General features: G+C 46.2%; 14 protein-coding genes. 4 read left to right on the top strand and 10 right to left on the bottom strand.

Annotated elements, in window-relative coordinates; translation table 11 throughout:
* Nucleotides 1-84: 84 nt before the first annotated feature.
* The 3 genes from BN1067_RS05440 to BN1067_RS05430 all read right to left on the bottom strand — a co-directional run bounded on the left by BN1067_RS05440 (nt 85) and on the right by BN1067_RS05430 (nt 2365).
* On the bottom strand, nt 85-987 hold the full coding sequence (locus BN1067_RS05440) for an AEC family transporter (RefSeq protein ID WP_053217878.1): 903 nt from the start codon (nt 985-987) through the stop codon (nt 85-87).
* Nucleotides 988-1153: 166 nt separating this feature from the next.
* Complete coding sequence (locus BN1067_RS05435; RefSeq protein ID WP_053217877.1) at nt 1154-1594, bottom strand: threonine/serine exporter family protein; 441 nt, start codon at nt 1592-1594, stop codon at nt 1154-1156.
* An 18-nt stretch (nt 1595-1612) separates the two neighbouring features.
* On the bottom strand, nt 1613-2365 hold the full coding sequence (locus BN1067_RS05430) for a threonine/serine exporter family protein (protein ID WP_053217876.1): 753 nt from the start codon (nt 2363-2365) through the stop codon (nt 1613-1615).
* Between the two features lie 456 nt (nt 2366-2821).
* Here BN1067_RS05430 and BN1067_RS05425 point away from each other — a divergent pair, with 456 nt between their 5' ends.
* The gene (locus tag BN1067_RS05425; RefSeq protein WP_053217875.1) at nt 2822-3568 is read left to right on the top strand and encodes a MerR family transcriptional regulator; all 747 of its coding nucleotides are present in this window, start codon (nt 2822-2824) and stop codon (nt 3566-3568) included.
* A 206-nt stretch (nt 3569-3774) separates the two neighbouring features.
* On the opposite strand, the gene BN1067_RS05420 is transcribed toward BN1067_RS05425, so the two are convergent.
* Entirely contained in the window at nt 3775-5151 is a 1377-nt protein-coding gene (locus tag BN1067_RS05420) for an MATE family efflux transporter (protein ID WP_053217874.1), read from the bottom strand.
* Between the two features lie 216 nt (nt 5152-5367).
* Between BN1067_RS05420 and BN1067_RS05415 the strand changes: the two genes are divergently transcribed.
* Nucleotides 5368-5583: a hypothetical protein gene (locus tag BN1067_RS05415; RefSeq protein WP_053217873.1), complete on the top strand. Its 216-nt coding sequence runs from the start codon at nt 5368-5370 to the stop codon at nt 5581-5583.
* The gene (locus BN1067_RS19770; protein ID WP_199868472.1) at nt 5576-5713 is read left to right on the top strand and encodes a hypothetical protein; all 138 of its coding nucleotides are present in this window, start codon (nt 5576-5578) and stop codon (nt 5711-5713) included. The genes BN1067_RS05415 and BN1067_RS19770 overlap by 8 nt, the downstream gene beginning before the upstream one ends.
* Nucleotides 5714-5811: 98 nt before the next feature.
* Here the strand turns inward: BN1067_RS19770 and BN1067_RS05410 are convergent, their stop codons facing one another.
* The 6 genes from BN1067_RS05410 to BN1067_RS05385 all read right to left on the bottom strand — a co-directional run bounded on the left by BN1067_RS05410 (nt 5812) and on the right by BN1067_RS05385 (nt 13687).
* Nucleotides 5812-7020: a M20 metallopeptidase family protein gene (locus BN1067_RS05410; RefSeq protein ID WP_234400633.1), complete on the bottom strand. Its 1209-nt coding sequence runs from the start codon at nt 7018-7020 to the stop codon at nt 5812-5814.
* 7 nt (nt 7021-7027) lie between these two features.
* Nucleotides 7028-8227: a cystathionine gamma-synthase family protein gene (locus tag BN1067_RS05405; protein WP_053217871.1), complete on the bottom strand. Its 1200-nt coding sequence runs from the start codon at nt 8225-8227 to the stop codon at nt 7028-7030.
* A 30-nt stretch (nt 8228-8257) separates the two neighbouring features.
* On the bottom strand, nt 8258-9466 hold the full coding sequence (locus BN1067_RS05400) for a M24 family metallopeptidase (RefSeq protein ID WP_110943335.1): 1209 nt from the start codon (nt 9464-9466) through the stop codon (nt 8258-8260).
* A 212-nt stretch (nt 9467-9678) separates the two neighbouring features.
* Entirely contained in the window at nt 9679-11340 is a 1662-nt protein-coding gene (locus tag BN1067_RS05395; protein ID WP_053217870.1) for a PucR family transcriptional regulator, read from the bottom strand.
* Between the two features lie 97 nt (nt 11341-11437).
* The gene (locus BN1067_RS05390) at nt 11438-11776 is read right to left on the bottom strand and encodes a MerR family transcriptional regulator (protein ID WP_053217869.1); all 339 of its coding nucleotides are present in this window, start codon (nt 11774-11776) and stop codon (nt 11438-11440) included.
* Between the two features lie 204 nt (nt 11777-11980).
* Nucleotides 11981-13687, bottom strand: a complete 1707-nt coding sequence (locus BN1067_RS05385; RefSeq protein ID WP_053217868.1) for an ABC transporter ATP-binding protein — start codon at nt 13685-13687, stop codon at nt 11981-11983.
* A gap of 381 nt (nt 13688-14068) precedes the next feature.
* Here BN1067_RS05385 and BN1067_RS05380 point away from each other — a divergent pair, with 381 nt between their 5' ends.
* The gene (locus tag BN1067_RS05380) at nt 14069-16426 is read left to right on the top strand and encodes an immune inhibitor A domain-containing protein (protein WP_456119731.1); all 2358 of its coding nucleotides are present in this window, start codon (nt 14069-14071) and stop codon (nt 16424-16426) included.
* The last annotated feature ends 33 nt before the right edge of the window (nt 16427-16459 follow it).

Below are 16459 nucleotides of genomic sequence, written 5' to 3'. Positions count from 1 at the left end.
TGTCACTCCGTAGTGTAAACAGAAAGCTGCTTTTTAACGGCTGTAAGTTTTTAACAGGTCCGAGTCAACGCTTGTATAAGTGGATCAAAGTACTAGCAGCATCAGCAACGGAATCGTGACAATGCTAAGCAATGTACTAAGCAATGTAGCGCTGGATACAAATCCAGGCTTTGTCTGAAACTGCAGGGCGTAAATCGTCGTATTTGCGGCTGTTGGGGTAGCAGCAGTCAAAATCATGATGGCTTTGACCATGTCGTCGACAGGTAAAAAGAAAGCAATTGTGAAAGCAATAACCGGAGCAAGAAGCAACTTGATGGAAAGCGATGCTGCCAATTTACCGTAAGCCAATTGTTTTAACGAAATATTGGCAAGCTGCATGCCTAGAACGATCATGACCGTCGGAATTGTCGCATCTGCTACCATACTGACTGCAGACATCACTTGGTCTCCTATATTTAATTGCATCCAATTGAATAACAGGCCTAGTACGGCACCATACACAATCGGGACTTTGACTACTTCCTTTAAGGGAGAAAATGCCTGTTCCCCGCTCTCGCTTCCTTTGGCAGCATAATAAATACCAGCCGTACACATGATCAGCTGCTGCAGGACCATCAGAATGACGGCATACCGAAAGCCTTCCTCCCCGAAAATCAATAAAATCAACGGGGCGCCGTAGTTCCCATTATTCATAAACGCAGAAGCAAGAATGAAGCCGCTTGTCATGTTTTTGTCCCATCGATTGAAGAAAGCAAGGATATAGCAAAACCCGATGGATAAAGCGCATAACACAACTAAATAGATGCTCAAATAAACGTAGTCCAGCGTTATGTCGTTTTGATAGAACGTCCGAAATGCTAAAAAGGGCGACATTAGATAAATTGCGATAGTCGATATGGGCTTTAATTCAAACCTCCATACTTTTTGTCCGATAAACCCCAACAAAAATACACCAAAAATCGGGATCAGGACTCCGATGAATTCCATGATTTCCCCCTCTTTCCATGCCATGTTTGTTTCATATTTAACTATAAGAAAAGGGACCTTCTTGAGATCCCTTAATCATTTATGTTCCATGCACCTATTTTAACTTATCAAGATTAAAAAACATCGGGAAATGCTAGAACGGATTATGCTCTTCCCTTCCTGCTAATTACTTCATTATCCGCTTCTTACCTGTTTTTTTAATCACCTGGTTGACTACTTCGGAAAAAACGAGTCCGATGGCAATCGCACCGGAAATAAGACCTGCTTTTGCAGCAAGCTGGACGGCGGCATTATAATCATTTACCACAAAGTTGCGCATTGCGTCATAAGCCAGACCACCCGGCACTAAAGGGATAATACCAGAAACATTAAAAATGATGACCGGTGTTTTATAATATTTTGCACATACTTGACTCAATCCTCCGACCAAAAAAGCGCCTGCGAGCGTTGCCGGCACCGCATCAGTCCCCTCTGCAGCCAAGCCATAATACAGTATCCATCCGAGCATCCCGACTACTCCGCATTGAATCAATGTATTTCGCGGTGCATTAAAAAGCACGCCAAAGCCTGCGGCTGCTATAAAGCTGGTGATCAGTTGTTCTCCCATATGATTCAAACCTTTCTATCAAACAAATGAAATCCCGACAGCGATCCCAGCACCGATTGCACATGCTGTAAGCAGTGCCTCTGCCCCCTTTGATAAACCAGCTACGAGATGCCCGGCCATCAAATCGCGGACAGCATTGGTTATCAACAGTCCTGGTACGAGCGGCATTACCGCACCGATAATAATCTTATCCATTTCGGCACCAAGCTGAAGCTGAATAAACAGTAGGGACAGCAAACCGATTATTAATGAGGCTAAAAACTCTGCGAAAAACCGGATCTCCACCCACTCATGAAATCTTTCCATGGCCAGATAACCGGCTGCACCCGCCAACATCGCCGGTATGAAATCAAGCCAGCTGCCATCGAACATAATCGCAAAGCATCCGCTTACGAGTGCAGCGGCAATTATTTGGAAAAAGAGCGAAAAGCTATAACTGTCCTGATCGATTTGTTTTAACTGTTCATTGGCTTCAGCCATGGAAAGCTCGCCGTTTGTCACCTGTCGCGATATACTGTTGACATCGGCAATCTTATGCAAGTCAGTCGAGCGTTCGGATATTCGCATGAAATTCGTTGGATCGGTTCCGTTTATCGAAAAAATAATCCCCGTAGGCGTTACATAGCTTTGGGAAGCTGTCTTACCGAATGAAGCCGCGATCCGTTGCATGGTATCTTCTACGCGGTGTGTTTCAGCCCCGCTCTGCAGCATGATTTTTCCCGCCAGCAGGCAAACACTGGTGATACTCGGCGGTGTTGATTTTACATCCATTAGCCATCTTCTCCGTAATCATTTTATATAGGTATTATAAGAGCAAACACCACCCAAAAACAACGACAACGGACTACAGTTTATCCATAGCAGGCAACTCACTGAGTTCCTTTTTCTTTTGTTTGCAGACCCAGGTACTCATTAAGCTATATAGTATTTTACAATTGATTTCACGATCAGCGAAGGAAATAAACGAAGACTCCTCGAAAATACAAACCGATTTCCTTCGTGCGATGTCTCGCTGCCGAAGCGTTCCTTGTCCTGCGGGAGGAAAGGCCTCGGTAAGACCCCGGAGAGCGCAAGCTCGAGGAAGCTTACCAGCCGCCCGCGGAAAGCGTAGTTTATTTCCGCAGCGTAAAGTCAGCGTTTATCTTTTTGAAAGATAAAAAATGAAAAAAGATTTGACTCTCACGTTACGTGATAGCTTATCGTTATAAATGAAGGGAGGTTCCTATCATGGGAATGACAGTGAAACAAGTCGCCGATTTAGTCGGTATCAGTGTGCGCACACTCCATCATTATGATGAAATCGGATTGCTGACTCCTGCAGACACATCATCCGGAGGATATAGAATCTATTCTGATAACGATTTGGAACGGCTTCAGCAAATTCTCTTTTACAAGGAACTCGGATTTCCGTTAAAACGGATCAGCGAAATAATAAACGACCCTTCCTTCAACCGCCAGGAAGCCTTGGAAACCCAGCATAGCATGCTGCTGGAAAAAAGGCGCCGGCTCGATAATATGATTGCATTGGTCGAACAGACAATTCAATCGGCAAAAGGAGAGATCGAAATGACGAACGAAGAGAAATTTGCCGGGTTTGATTTCAGCCGCAACCCGTATGAGCAAGAAGCAAGAGACAGGTGGGGAGATAAGGCTGTCGATGACTCGAATCAAAAAATCGGGAGGATGACGAAAGAAGAGCAGCAGACATTAGGGGAAGAAATGAACCGAATCTACCGTAACCTTGCCGGTTTGCGCCACAAAGACCCTGCTTCGACTGAGGTGCAGACTGCCATTGCGGAATGGTTCCGTTTGTTGAACAAAATGGGCAGCTATTCCCCAGAAGCCTTCAAGGGGCTTGGACAAATGTATGTCGATGATGAGCGGTTCACGAAAAATATTGACCAATTCGGTTCCGGCCTGGCAAGCTTCATGCGGGATGCCATGGCAATTTTCGCGGATAATTACCATTCGTGATGTTTAAAAACCCAGACACCCATGGTGGTGTCTGGTTTGCCCATTATTATCCAAAAAACAACATTTCTTTACATGTTTCACGTGAATCAACAATCCAAAAAACTGAAAAGAATAAGGTCACGGATTCACGACACCCTTGCAATCGAGTACCGAAAACCGCACCTTTGACAAGCTTGCCCGTGTCCCTATCCAGAAGTGGTGCTTGCTCAATTTTCATCCTGTTTCTTTTCCAAGCTGCCACTTTCCTTGTCCTGGAACAATTTTTTCTCCCGCCATTTCCCATAACGATAGTAAAGGAACGCAAAGAGACTGCTGATCACAAAGCTGATACCCATACCTAAGGCAATACCTGTTTCTCCCCAAATACTTGAACAAAGGTAGGTCAATGGGTAACGCAATACCCAGAAAGAAATAATATTCAAAATCAGCACCTGGTACATTGCTCCAGCCGCACGCACGGTTCCGTTCAAGATAAAATTGATTCCCAAAAAAGGATAAAAGAATGCAACGATCCGCAAATACTCGCTGCCAAATTGGACCGGCTCCGACTCCTGAATAAACAGTTTGATAGCAACTTCAGCCAGCAACACCAATATTAAAGCCAGCACAAGCATGATCGCCAGGTTGTAAAGCAGCCCATATTTGGTGATTTTGCCTACCCGGTCCCATTTGCGTACACCGATGTTTTGACCGGCCATGCTGTTGACCGCAGTTCCCAAAGCCTGGGCAGGAAGCATGATGACACTGTCCAGCCGCTGTGCGGCACTGAAACCGGCGACCACCGCTTCTCCATGAGAAGTAACGACACTCATGATCGCCGCTACTCCCGCCGAAATGACAGACATCTGCAAGCCGGATGGTACACCAAGGTTCAAAATCAACAAAACTTCTTCACGTTTTGGCAGCTTGGGGACGGAGAACGGTACTAGTTGATGCTTCAGTACATAATAAATTCCATATACAAAGGCGCTACCCTGGGAAAGAATCGTCGCATAAGCAGCCCCATTCACTCCTAATCCAAATCCGCTGATCAGTAAGGGATCCAAAAAGATATTGAGAACAACGGCAATCATGACAAACCGAAGCGGCGTCCGGCTGTCCCCAATGGCGCGCAGCACCGTTCCAATAAAGTTGTAGCCCAGTAAAAACAGGATACCTAACGCATTTATCCGCAAATACGTAATGGCATCTTCCATCATGGCTTCCGGGGTTCCCAGCAAACGAAGAATCGCTCCTGCCCAGCTGAAACCCACTATTCCAAGAACTACTGCCATCGCCGTAAGCACAACTACGAAAGCATTCAGGTACCGTTTCAATCCTTCCTGATTGTCCTTCCCTTTCTGTTGCGACAATATCGTCAACGTGGCATTATTTATTCCAATAATAAAAGATAAGATAGTAAAGATGACCGTACTGGAAACAGCAACTGCTCCAAGGGCATTTCCACCCAGCAGATTCCCTACCCATAAGCTGTCCGTGAATTGATACGAAACCTGCAGCAGATTGGTAAAAATAATCGGAGCCGAAAATACCAGCATCTGTTTTACTATATTACCTTCCGTGAAATCTTGTTGTCTGCTCAATGGTAAGACTCCCTTATCGTATCTTTCTCCTCATCTTATCACGGGCAAACCAGAAAATCATGAAGCATGGCTTGGCCTTCTGCCCCCCTCAACCAGAAAGAATCGCTTCCTACATGCCCAAGAGCAAAAACCATGTTAGATTTTCTCACTTAACTACTGTCAATGTGCTAAGCATCTTTTAAAATAGGGATAAATTCACGACGGAGGAGCGTTGGAATGGCCTTTTTGAGAGAAGCGGTCAACAAGCAGAAACAGGCAGTAATCCAACAGTTGGTAGTCGAAGGGATTGTCAGCATCCACGACAGGGAAATCTATCAAAAAACGATCAGTGAATTGGCGGATGAATACGCGGACGTTGCAGCAGTTTTCCGGTTGACTCAGAAAGCCTCTGAGAAAAAAACCATGCAAAAAGGAGCATCGATCCATGATTAATCAGGAAGCAGTAGATTTGGCAAAAAAAATCGTCGAACTTGATTTACAACGGGATGAAACATGGGAAGACTTAGCGGCACTTGCCGGAGAAAAAGCCCATGAATTACTGCGCAGGGTTCAGAACAGCTAAAGGATGGAAACGGGCTGTCCACAAAGAAACAACCGAACGATGATTCGAAATTCTAAGCATTCGAATTCGTTCGGTTTTCTTTTCGAATTTTTAAATAGTCACTGTTGCAGCAATCTACGAGCCGCTCCGGTTAGTAACGCGACACCGATTGGAAGTACCTCTTCATTTACCTCGAATAGGGGACTGTGGAGCGGGTGGCTGTCCTGATCCTCCCACCCACAACCAAGGAACGCCATCGCAGCAGGCAATTTTTCCGCAATGTGGCTGAAATCTTCCCCCCCCATCCCAAATGGCGCTTCATAAATGCCCATTGCAGGAAAAAGTGACCGGGCTGTTTCCTTATATAACGCCACCAAAGCCGGATCATTGACTAGTGCAGGTTCCCCTTTCTCGATTGTCAGCTGGTAAGAGCCGCCAAACAGACGGGCTGTAGCAGCCACTGCTTCCAACTCTTCGATCAGCTGCTGCCGTACCTTTTCTGTATAAGCTCTGACTGTCCCTTTGATAGTGACCTGGTCGGGAATGACATTTAAAGCTGTTCCACCATTGATCCCGCCCACACTTAACGCAGCAACGCCAAGCGGGTCTACTCTTCGGCCTGTCAACCCATAGATCCCTTGCAGTACATGGGTAGCTATCCATATCGGATCGATTGTCTGGTGTGGATAACCGGCGTGTCCTCCATCCCCCTTAATCGTCAATTTAAAATTATCAACACTCGCCATGCTCGGACCGGAATGCACTTGCAATTCCCCTGTTTTTCGCCATGGACACATGTGCAGGGCAAGTGCTGCTTCCACATCATCGAGCACGCCCGCTTGCAGAAAATAAGGTGCTCCGGTCAACCCAAATTCATCGGTATCTTCCTCCGCAGGCTGGAAAAGAAACTTGATGGTTCCGTTAGGCAGCACTCCGGATTGATAGTCTTCCGCCAGCAACCGGGCAACACCGAGCAGGATGGCAGTGTGTGCATCGTGTCCACACGCATGCATCACTCCGTCCCGCTTCGAAGCAAAAGGAAGACCGGTTGATTCCTGAATAGGCAATGCATCCATATCTGCACGCAAGGCGATGACCGGCCCATCCCCATTCCTTAAAACGGCTATAATCCCATGACCAGCAATCCCCTTTTGTATCTCGATTCCATGCAGCTGTTCCAAACACGTGGCTATGAAAGCACTCGTCTCTTCCTCCTGGAAACTTAATTCAGGGAATTGATGGAGGTGGCGCCGCCAGCCGATCAGACTCTCCTTTATCCCTGCCGCTCTCTTTTTCAGGTTTTGCTCGTTACCGGACAATCGTTCCACCTCTCCCTCAGCTGTTCACCAGCACATCTTTCGGCAACGATTGAATGGCCTGTTCCAAGTCTTCCAGTAAATCTTCAATATCCTCGATCCCTGCAGAATAGCGGATCAACCCTTCCGGTATACCCATCGCCGCTCGTTCTTCCGGGGTACACTCGACATGGCTGGTCGTTCGGGAAGGTCCCACGATCGTTTCCACCGATCCAAGGTTGGCCGCCCGATTGGCGTACTTCAACTTTGGCAGCAAATGCCGCACTGTTTCCACACCGCCTTTCACCGCGAAACTGAGCATCCCCCCATATCCTTCCATTTGCCGGGAAGCGATCTCATGTCCTGGATGATCATCCAGCCCCGGATAGTAAACAGACTCAACCAACTCCTTTGTTTGCAAGTACTTGGCGACAGCCAGGGCATTTTCACATTGTCTTTCCACCCGCAGCTTCAATGTTTTCATTCCGCGAAGCAGCAGATAGGCCGCCATCGGATCTAAAGTAGCGCCGTTTATTTCCCGGTAGTGATAAACTTGTTCGACCAATTCCTTGCTGCCACAGAGTGCACCGCCGAGCGCATCCGCATGGCCGCCGAGGAATTTGGTCGCACTATGGATCACCAAGTCAGCTCCAAGCTGTAACGGCTGCTGATTGATAGGCGTCGCAAAGGTATTATCGACGATTACCAGTGCACCGGCTCTTTTCCCCGCCTCTGCCATTCTTTTTATATCGGTTATCTTCACCGTCGGATTCGTCGGCGTTTCCAAGTAAAGCACGTTGCAGCCTTTCGCTATCTCGTTCTCGATGGCATCGTGGTTACCCGTTTCGCAGAGAATCACCTCTACTTGCTGGCGGGGCAGGAATTCAGTGAATATTTTATTGGTGCCACCGTAGGTATCTTTGATGGAAACCACTCTGTCACCGGGCTGAAGGAAGGTCCCCAGCGTATTGCTGATAGCAGCCATCCCGGTCGAAAAGCTGGTAGCCGCCTCCGCGTTTTCCAAACAACGGATTTTTTCCTCGAAAGCCTGCACCGTTGGATTCGTGTTCCGACCATAAATGTGTCCCGGCTTATTGCCCACTGCCACTTCATACCATTCATCCATATCATCGTATCCAAACGATACACTGTGGACGACAGGTACTTGCGTTGCCCCAAAGGCCAGCGAATCCCGCTCCCCAGCCCAAATAGCCTGTGTCCCTTTTCTAGCTTCAGTCATCACAATTCCTCCTTTAGGTTTTTCCACTTTTCAGCTGATTTTTCCATCGGATGGGTTCAGAAACAAAGGATCCCGAATGATTACTTCCCTTGGATAGTTGGTAAACGTTTCACAGCCATTTTCCGTCACTCGTATCGTCTCGCTAATCTCTACTCCGTAATTATGGAACCATAACGCCGGTATCAGATGGAACGTCATGTTAGGCTGTAAAACGGTACGGTCGCCACTTCGAAGGCTCGCCGTATGCTCTCCCCAGTCAGGAGGATAATTCAACCCGACCGAATAGCCGAGTCTGGCTTCCTTGGTAATGCCGTGCCGTTGTATCGATTGCTTCCAGATATCATGGACTTCCTCGCAGGTCATGCCGGGTGCTGTTTTCTGCAGGACTTCATTCAACCCTTCTGTAACATATGCCGCCATTGTCAGGATTTTGTCGTTTGGTTTTCCTACCGCTACGGTCCGCGCCAATGGAACATGGTATCGCTTGTAACATCCAGCGATTTCAATACTGACCGTTTCACCCTCCTGAAACGCATCATCCGACCATGTCAGATGAGGAACGGCCGTATTCTCTCCTGTCGGAAGAAAAGGCACTATTGCCGGATAATCCCCGCCGAATTGTTCCGTACCTGCAACCATATGATAGTACAGCTCAGCAGCGGTATCGCACTGCCTTCCGCCTGGTTTGATTGTGTCTATCCCTTTATTCATTGCCTGTTCTGCGATTTTTCCAGCTCTCCGCATATATTCGATTTCTTGCTCTGATTTGATTAACCGAATATGGTTGACCAGCAGATCGGCATCTTGAAAAACTGCGTCCGGCAAGCGGCTGACCAACTGGGCAAAAGCCTTGGCCGTGAAATAATAGTTATCCATTTCTACACCGATTCGTCGGTTCCCCTGTCCGATTTGCTTCAGAATCTCTGCGATAAATTTCATCGGATGATGGGTTGTGGAATGAACATAGTAATCCGGGTAATCGATGATATTTTCATCATAAATCCAGGTTCCGGATTTGGCGCCAGCTGCATCCATATGCCTTCCTATCCATAACGGTTGGGGCTGGTCCAAAATGATTACGAGCATTTGGTGAACATAAAAAGACCAGGCATCGTAACCGGATAAATAATTCATGTTAGCCGGATCGGTGACGAGCAATACCTCGATGCCTTGTGCTTCCATTTGCCGTTTCGTTTCTGACAGCCGTTTCTGATACTCCAGGATATCAAAGGGAAGCAATCCTACCCCTCCTCAAAATGATTATTTTCATACTATTATGATAATTCATCCGAGTGGCAGGCTGCGATGTGCAGGGTGTATGATTTTGAAAAGCTCCCGATTATACAACCTGACACATGCCAAGGACTTATATAGCCCAAATCAAACGGGATGGTGCACGTTCCATTTCCATAGAAAAAACCTTCCATTGTGGAAGGCTCGGGTACAATCTTCTATTTTTTCATCATCCATATCCGCACACTCAGTTCCAGCAAAAACAAGTCATCCGGATCCACCAGAGACAGCTGTGTCAATGATTCGATATTGCGCAGCCGGTGAAGCAAGGATTGCCTGTGTAAGTTCAAAGTACGCGCTGCCTGACTGACATTCCCTTTATGCTGATTGTACGCAAGAAAAGTCCGGATTAAATCAGTCTTTCTTTTTTTATCATATTCGACTAGCGGGAAGACAATTTGTTCGACTATATCTGCTATCGCTCCATCATCCGCAAAACGCATTAATAACCGGTTGATTCTCGTATCTTCAAAAAAAGTTCTTCCCCCCGGACCGTGTTGTTTTTGTCCGATTTCCAGCGCGGTTTTGGCCTCCTGGTAGCTTTCCCGGAAACAGAAAATGCCTTGATCATGTTTGGCAATGCCCCAAGTGATACCGGAAATTGGTAAAAACTCAAACAACCGTCTTTCGATAATATCCAAAAACTGATTGGCTGCTTTGTAATAAAAAGCTTGATCATCTTCGAGGTAAATAATCGCTTCCCCATTTTCAAAAGTGGCCATCGTTCGCTTTTTCAACACAGTTCCTGCATTGATGATTTCTTTCTGCAGGTTAAAATTCAAGCTTTGCAGCGAAGAATTTTTCGGTCCGTCATTGTGAAAACCGACCTGATTTTTATAAGAGATTTTTCCGACAAGGCAAGTGTATGGTAAGGATAAATCATAACCAAGCAATCCCGCTTTTGCAATCAACGGCCCCGAAACAGGATTATCGCTTTTGGCTAAATCGAGAACATAGTTATCCTTCAACCGGATTTCTGCCATTTCCACGGCGTCCTCTTTGGCAAAATGAAGGGCATATGCCGTCAAAGCATGTTCCAACACATTCATCAGGAACCAATTCAGCTGTTGACCGATTTCCGGCTGAAACAGTAGATACCCCTGTACTTTATGATTATTTTGTATCGCAAGACGGTAACACGGCCGTCCGTTGATTACTCCGGGTTCCAGATGGTGATACAGAGGATGGTCGTCGACAATTCCAATCGGTGTAGAAAAACGATTTTGCTGATCGGATTCGGCATGCTCAAACAGGACCTCCTCCTCGGCAAAGCCACACTGACAACGGACACTTCCCGTTTCATACAGGACAGCGACGGGCACTTGAATATGTTGATAGACGATTTCGGTTATCGCTTCCAACCCTTCATCAAGCAATACGCTGCCAATCAATTGTTTCCTGACCTCTTCCGCCTGATGCCTTTGTCTTTGTTTTTGCTTGTTGATTTCCTGCAGCACACTTTGCAGGACATCTCCAAAACGGACTTCCCACGGCATTTCCAAAATGATAAATTGATGGTTTGCTGCCAGCGAAAGGATTCGATCCGGGATGTTGAACACATACCTGCCCGTTGCAATCCCCAACATGGAAGCACCGGATTTGATTACATCCAGGACAAACCGTTCGAGTTTTTCCGGTTGTTCTTCACAACCAATTCCAGTACTTAAAACGAATTCGTTTTTCCGGACAAAATTCTCTACCGGACCTTCAATCACCGAAATCCATTCTACCTGCTTCCAGCCAAGCAGATCTTCTCCTGTTTTAACCGCCGAGGTTCCCATCACTGGCAAATTCACAATGTCATATGCCGTTAACCCCATTGCATCACCCCGCCTCAAAGAATCAATTAACCGATTACTGTATTATTAAAATATTCTGTTAATATTGATTCTATAATGAAGGCGGGCTTCTAGCAATTCAATTCCTTCCCCCATCCTTTTGTACACCGAACCGAGCATTTATCTGGCCGCGCATCATTTCTTTGCGTATCTTTCTATCCTCTTCCTTGCGTTTTTCCTTCAACATATCCTGCCTGATTTCGTATGTTTGCACGCCCTCTTCCCGCTTATTAGCTATATCGATCAATTGCTCCACATCTGCAAAAGAATACTTTCTGTTCCCTTTGTGCGACCGTTCCGGAAAAATCAATTTGCGCTCTTCATAATAGCGAATCTGCCTTTCGGACAGGCCTGTCAATTCACTGACCACACCGATAGTGATCACTTTTCTTTCTTTATAAGATGTGTCCTGTTCCATTCACTCACCGCCGCTAATTAGATTCGTCAACATCTTATTTCCGATTATACATGGCAGCAGGAGGTATTCCTACGTCTATGTAAGATAATCTGACAAAGTTTAAATGAAGCGTGTGATAAAACCTCACACCTAGCATGGATATGAAAAGATTAAAGGTTCGATTGGCAAAGAAAAAAGGCCCCAGATTCCAGGGCCTTCTTCCATTTAACCATGCTTGTTGAGGCTGGCAAAAACGCCGCCTTTTGCCATTAATGCATCATGGCTGCCTTCTTCTTCAATTCCATTCTCCGTCACAACGACGATTCGGTCGGCATTCCGTATGGTAGCCAAACGATGGGCAATAATCAAGGTTGTCCTGTCTTCTGCAAGCTCATTCAGTGCCTGCTGAATAATCTTCTCCGTCTCCGTATCAAGGGCGGATGTAGCCTCATCCAAGATAAGGATCGGCGGATTTTTCAAGAACATCCTGGCAATCGCGATCCGTTGTTTCTGACCACCAGAAAGCTTTAATCCACGTTCCCCGACAGGTGTTTCATATCCTAACGGCAACGATTCGACAAATGATTGCAGATGCGCTTTGCGAGCAGCCGCTTCAATCTCTTCGTCTGTGGCATCCAGCTTGCCGTATGCGATATTTTCCTTTAAAGTGCCGGTAAACAAAAACACATCCTGCTGGACAATACCAATCTGGTTCCGCAAGGATTGTTTGGTCACATCACGGAGATCCATGCCATCTACCGTAATCCGTCCTTCATCCACATCATAAAAACGCGGAATCAGTGAACATATTGTCGTTTTCCCTGCACCTGAAGGGCCGACAAAAGCTACCGTTTCCCCAGCCGGTATGGCAAGGTCAATATGATTCAATACTTGCTTGGAATGCTCATAGCTAAACGAAACATCCTCAAACCGAATTCCCCCTTTCAGCCCGCTGATTGCTTTGGCCCCCTGTTTATCCTGAACCTCCGGTACCGTGTCGATTAAATCGATAAACCTTTTAAAGCCGGCCATTCCTTTCGGATACAATTCCATCAGCGCACTTACCTTATCAATTGGCTTAAACAGGACATTTACATATAGTACGAAACCGACCAGCTGTCCATAGGAAAGCTCCCCGGTAAAACTGAGCCATGCTCCTACCACAAGAACCACAAGGGTGATGAAACGCGTCATCATATAAATGCCGGATGTTCCGTAGGACATTACTTTGTAAGAACGCAGTTTCGCTTTGCGGAAATTCTGATTATCTGTATTAAAACGGCCGATTTCGTAGTCCTCATTGGTAAACGACTGGACGACTCGCACGCCGGAAACGCTGTCCTCGACCCTGGCATTGACTTCAGCGATTTCCCCGTACATGTTTTTCCAAGCATCGTTCATTTTTAAGTTACAGTAAGAAATGAGCCAGATCAAAAATGGCACAACAATCAAAATAATGATCGCCAGCTTGACATTTACCGTGAACATGATCAGAAACGCACCGGCAAAAGTCATGACAGAGATGAACAGATCCTCCGGTCCATGATGGGCAAGCTCGCCAATATCGAACAAGTCATTCGTAATTCGGCTCATGATATGGCCGGTTTTGGTATTGTCGAAAAATCGAAAAGATTGCTTTTGGACGTGCTGAAACAACTGCCGGCGCATGTCGGTTTCGATGTTGATGCCGAGCATGTGACCCCAGTAGTTGACGATATACTGAAGAAATGTGCTTAAAACATACAGAGCAAGCAGTCCGACACTGACCCAGACAATTGCCTGCCAGTTATGAGTAGGCAGCAGGCTATCGATAAACCACTGGACGGCAAGCGGAAACGCCAGCTCCAGAAGAGCAACAATTACCGCACAGGAAAAATCAATGATGAACAATTTCCGGTGTGGTAGATAATAAGAGAAAAAACGCGAAATCAAGTAAAAGCACTTCCTTTAATGTCAATAAGTCTATACGGATTATATGCTTTTACTAGCTATTAAGCAAGAGAGATAAAAAGCCGAAATCTTAAGAAGGATAATTTTATAGAAAAGCTATTTAGGAGAAATTATTTTCTAGTACACGAACCCTCGAAGTCCTCCGAATTTAGGAATTTGCGCCCATTAATTCGACATTCCTAAAAATCGGGCATGACAGTTGTTTTCCCTTCATTACACAACTATTTTCCTAGCATATGAAGCAACCTGCGGGTAGATATTACCATTTTATAGAAATCTATAAGATATTTATAGTAATCCACTAGTATTTTATGGTACTTTATAGATTGTAAATATTCAGAAAATTTAGAGGGGGAGTTATGTTTGGAGAAACGGAAAATTGCTTCTACTGCTATGGCCGTTGCTTTAGGGTTGAGTACCTTGACCATAGGTGCGCTTTCACCAGTCCAACGGGCTCAGGCAGAATCATTAAGTCCGCAGGTTCCTACCGCCCAAGTTGGGTCGCCGGTTGATTTGGGAATTGCCAATGATGAGAAGTTGATCGAGATGTTGAAAGAGGAAGGAAAAATAGCTGAAGATGCTACGGCTAAAGAAGCCCAGGAAGCACTTAACCGTTACTTGAAGGCAAAGGCCAAAGGTGCACCTAAAGATGAAAGTTCTGCCCCCGAAGTGAAAAACAAAAATGGCTTAAATGAGGGCAATCACAATAATTCGCTAAAAAATGGAAAAGGAAACAAACTTGGCAACGCCAAGAAAAATAAAGTGGACAGTGTCGAAGAAGAGACGTATGACGGCTCTGTCCGGGAAGACAAAGTACTTGTCCTTGCAATCGATTTTCCGGATTATGAAAAAAGCTCGATCACGGAAGATGAAACAGACATGTTCTATGAGGATTATACCCATGATCATTTCCAGGATATGATTTTTGGGGAAAATGGTTACGAAGGACCAAATGGGGAAAATCTCGTATCCATGAAACAATACTATGAACAGCAGTCCGGCGGAAGTTATACAGTAGATGGTACAGTTGCCGGCTGGTACACTGCTGACCATGAAGCAGCTTACTATGGCGGAAATTATCCAACACCAGACGGCAGCGATGCACGCCCGCGTGAATTGGTTTTCGAAGCATTGAGCAAGGCTGCGGAAGATCCTAACATTGACTTATCTGAATATGATCAATGGGATCGCGATGATTATGACGGAGACGGAGTTTATGACGAGCCGGACGGCATCATCGACCACTTGATGGTAATCCATGCAGGCGTTGGAGAAGAAGCAGGTGGCGGTAACCTTGGAGCAGATGCCATCTGGTCACACCGTTGGAACATGGGCCAATTGGTTGCAGTCCCCGGCGCAAGCTCGGACAGCCCTCGCTTTGGAGGTCTTTTGGGAGCCTATGACTATACAATTGAACCAGAGGACGGCGCTGCCGGAGTATTCGCCCATGAATACGGCCATGATTTAGGTTTGCCGGATGAATATGACACCCAATATACAGGTGCAGGGGAAGCCGTTTCTTACTGGTCGATCATGGCGAGCGGAAGCTGGGCAGGTGCTATTCCTGGTACTGAACCTAGTGGTTTCAGCCCTTATGCGAAGGAATACTTGCAAGCTGAACATGGCGGCAATTGGCTGACCGGAACCACTTTAGATGCCCACGACATTGACAGCAATGGGACGAGCATCTTGCTCGACGAAGGGGTTACAAAAGGTACGAACAACGATGCTGTAAGAATCAATCTTCCGGATAAAGAAACAGAAGTTAACCAGCCGGCTAGCGGTCAATACGAATACTTCAGCGGAAGCGGCAATAACCTGGATAACTCGATGACAATGACAGTCGATTTAACCGGTGCTTCCAATGCCGAATTGAACTTCAAAACTTGGTATGACATCGAGACTGATTGGGACTATGCTTCTGTAAAAGTAAACGGTGAAACAATCGAAGGGAATATCACGACAACCGAAGATCCGTATGACCAGAACCCAGGATACGGTATTACCGGCAATTCTGATGGCTGGACGGATGCCAGCTTCGACCTATCCAGCTATGCAGGCCAGGAAGTGGAACTCGAATTCAATTACTGGACAGATGTTGCTGTCGCCCAGCCAGGTTTCTATGTCGATGACATTGCTATCACTGTAGATGGAACTGCTGTCGTAGAAGATGATGCCGAAGGAGAATCTCCATTTACGTTGGACGGCTTTGCGAAGGATGAAGGAAAGTTTTATTCTGAAAACTATTACCTGTTAGAGTGGAGATCCCATAATGGGGTGGATGAAGGACTTGCCCACATCCGCCGAGGCGCCAGCCTGATGAGCTATGACGAAGGACTCATGGTCTGGTATGTCGATAACTCCTATAGTGAAAACTGGACCGGAGACCATCCAGGCGAAGGTTACCTTGGCGTAGTCGATGCCGATCAACATGCGAATTACTGGAGCGATGGTTTGGTTGCCGACACACGTTATCAATTGAATGACGCTGCTTTCAGCTTAAACAAGTCGAGCAAAATGTTCCTTGATTATACGGAAACACTCGGCGTAACATTGAAAGATAACCACACGAAACGGAATCCACTGTTTGATGACAGTGCAGATTACAGCAATCCTGGATTGCTGGATGCAGGCCGAAACGTCCCGACTCAAGGCCTGAAATTCCGTGTAATCGGTGAGAGCAACGATGGAACAGTCGGAAACGTATTGATTTATAAATAAAAGGTGAAAAGCCGGCGATAAAGCCGGCTTTTC

It is taken from the genome of Virgibacillus senegalensis (assembly GCF_000821245.2).
GTDB lineage: Bacteria > Bacillota > Bacilli > Bacillales > Amphibacillaceae > Sediminibacillus > Sediminibacillus senegalensis.
Note: the sequence above shows the minus strand (reverse complement) of the source record. Positions and strands in the feature narration are given on the sequence as shown.

What these genes read in the sequence shown, in the direction of transcription:
- BN1067_RS05440 (WP_053217878.1), bottom strand. Translation starts at nt 987, where the DNA reads ATGGAATTCATCGGAGTCCTGATCCCGATTTTTGGTGTATTTTTGTTG.
- BN1067_RS05435 (WP_053217877.1), bottom strand. Translation starts at nt 1,594, where the DNA reads ATGGGAGAACAACTGATCACCAGCTTTATAGCAGCCGCAGGCTTTGGC.
- BN1067_RS05430 (WP_053217876.1), bottom strand. Translation starts at nt 2,365, where the DNA reads ATGGATGTAAAATCAACACCGCCGAGTATCACCAGTGTTTGCCTGCTG.
- BN1067_RS05425 (WP_053217875.1), top strand. Translation starts at nt 2,822, where the DNA reads ATGGGAATGACAGTGAAACAAGTCGCCGATTTAGTCGGTATCAGTGTG.
- BN1067_RS05415 (WP_053217873.1), top strand. Translation starts at nt 5,368, where the DNA reads ATGGCCTTTTTGAGAGAAGCGGTCAACAAGCAGAAACAGGCAGTAATC.
- BN1067_RS19770 (WP_199868472.1), top strand. Translation starts at nt 5,576, where the DNA reads ATGATTAATCAGGAAGCAGTAGATTTGGCAAAAAAAATCGTCGAACTT.
- BN1067_RS05405 (WP_053217871.1), bottom strand. Translation starts at nt 8,227, where the DNA reads ATGACTGAAGCTAGAAAAGGGACACAGGCTATTTGGGCTGGGGAGCGG.
- BN1067_RS05395 (WP_053217870.1), bottom strand. Translation starts at nt 11,340, where the DNA reads ATGGGGTTAACGGCATATGACATTGTGAATTTGCCAGTGATGGGAACC.
- BN1067_RS05390 (WP_053217869.1), bottom strand. Translation starts at nt 11,776, where the DNA reads ATGGAACAGGACACATCTTATAAAGAAAGAAAAGTGATCACTATCGGT.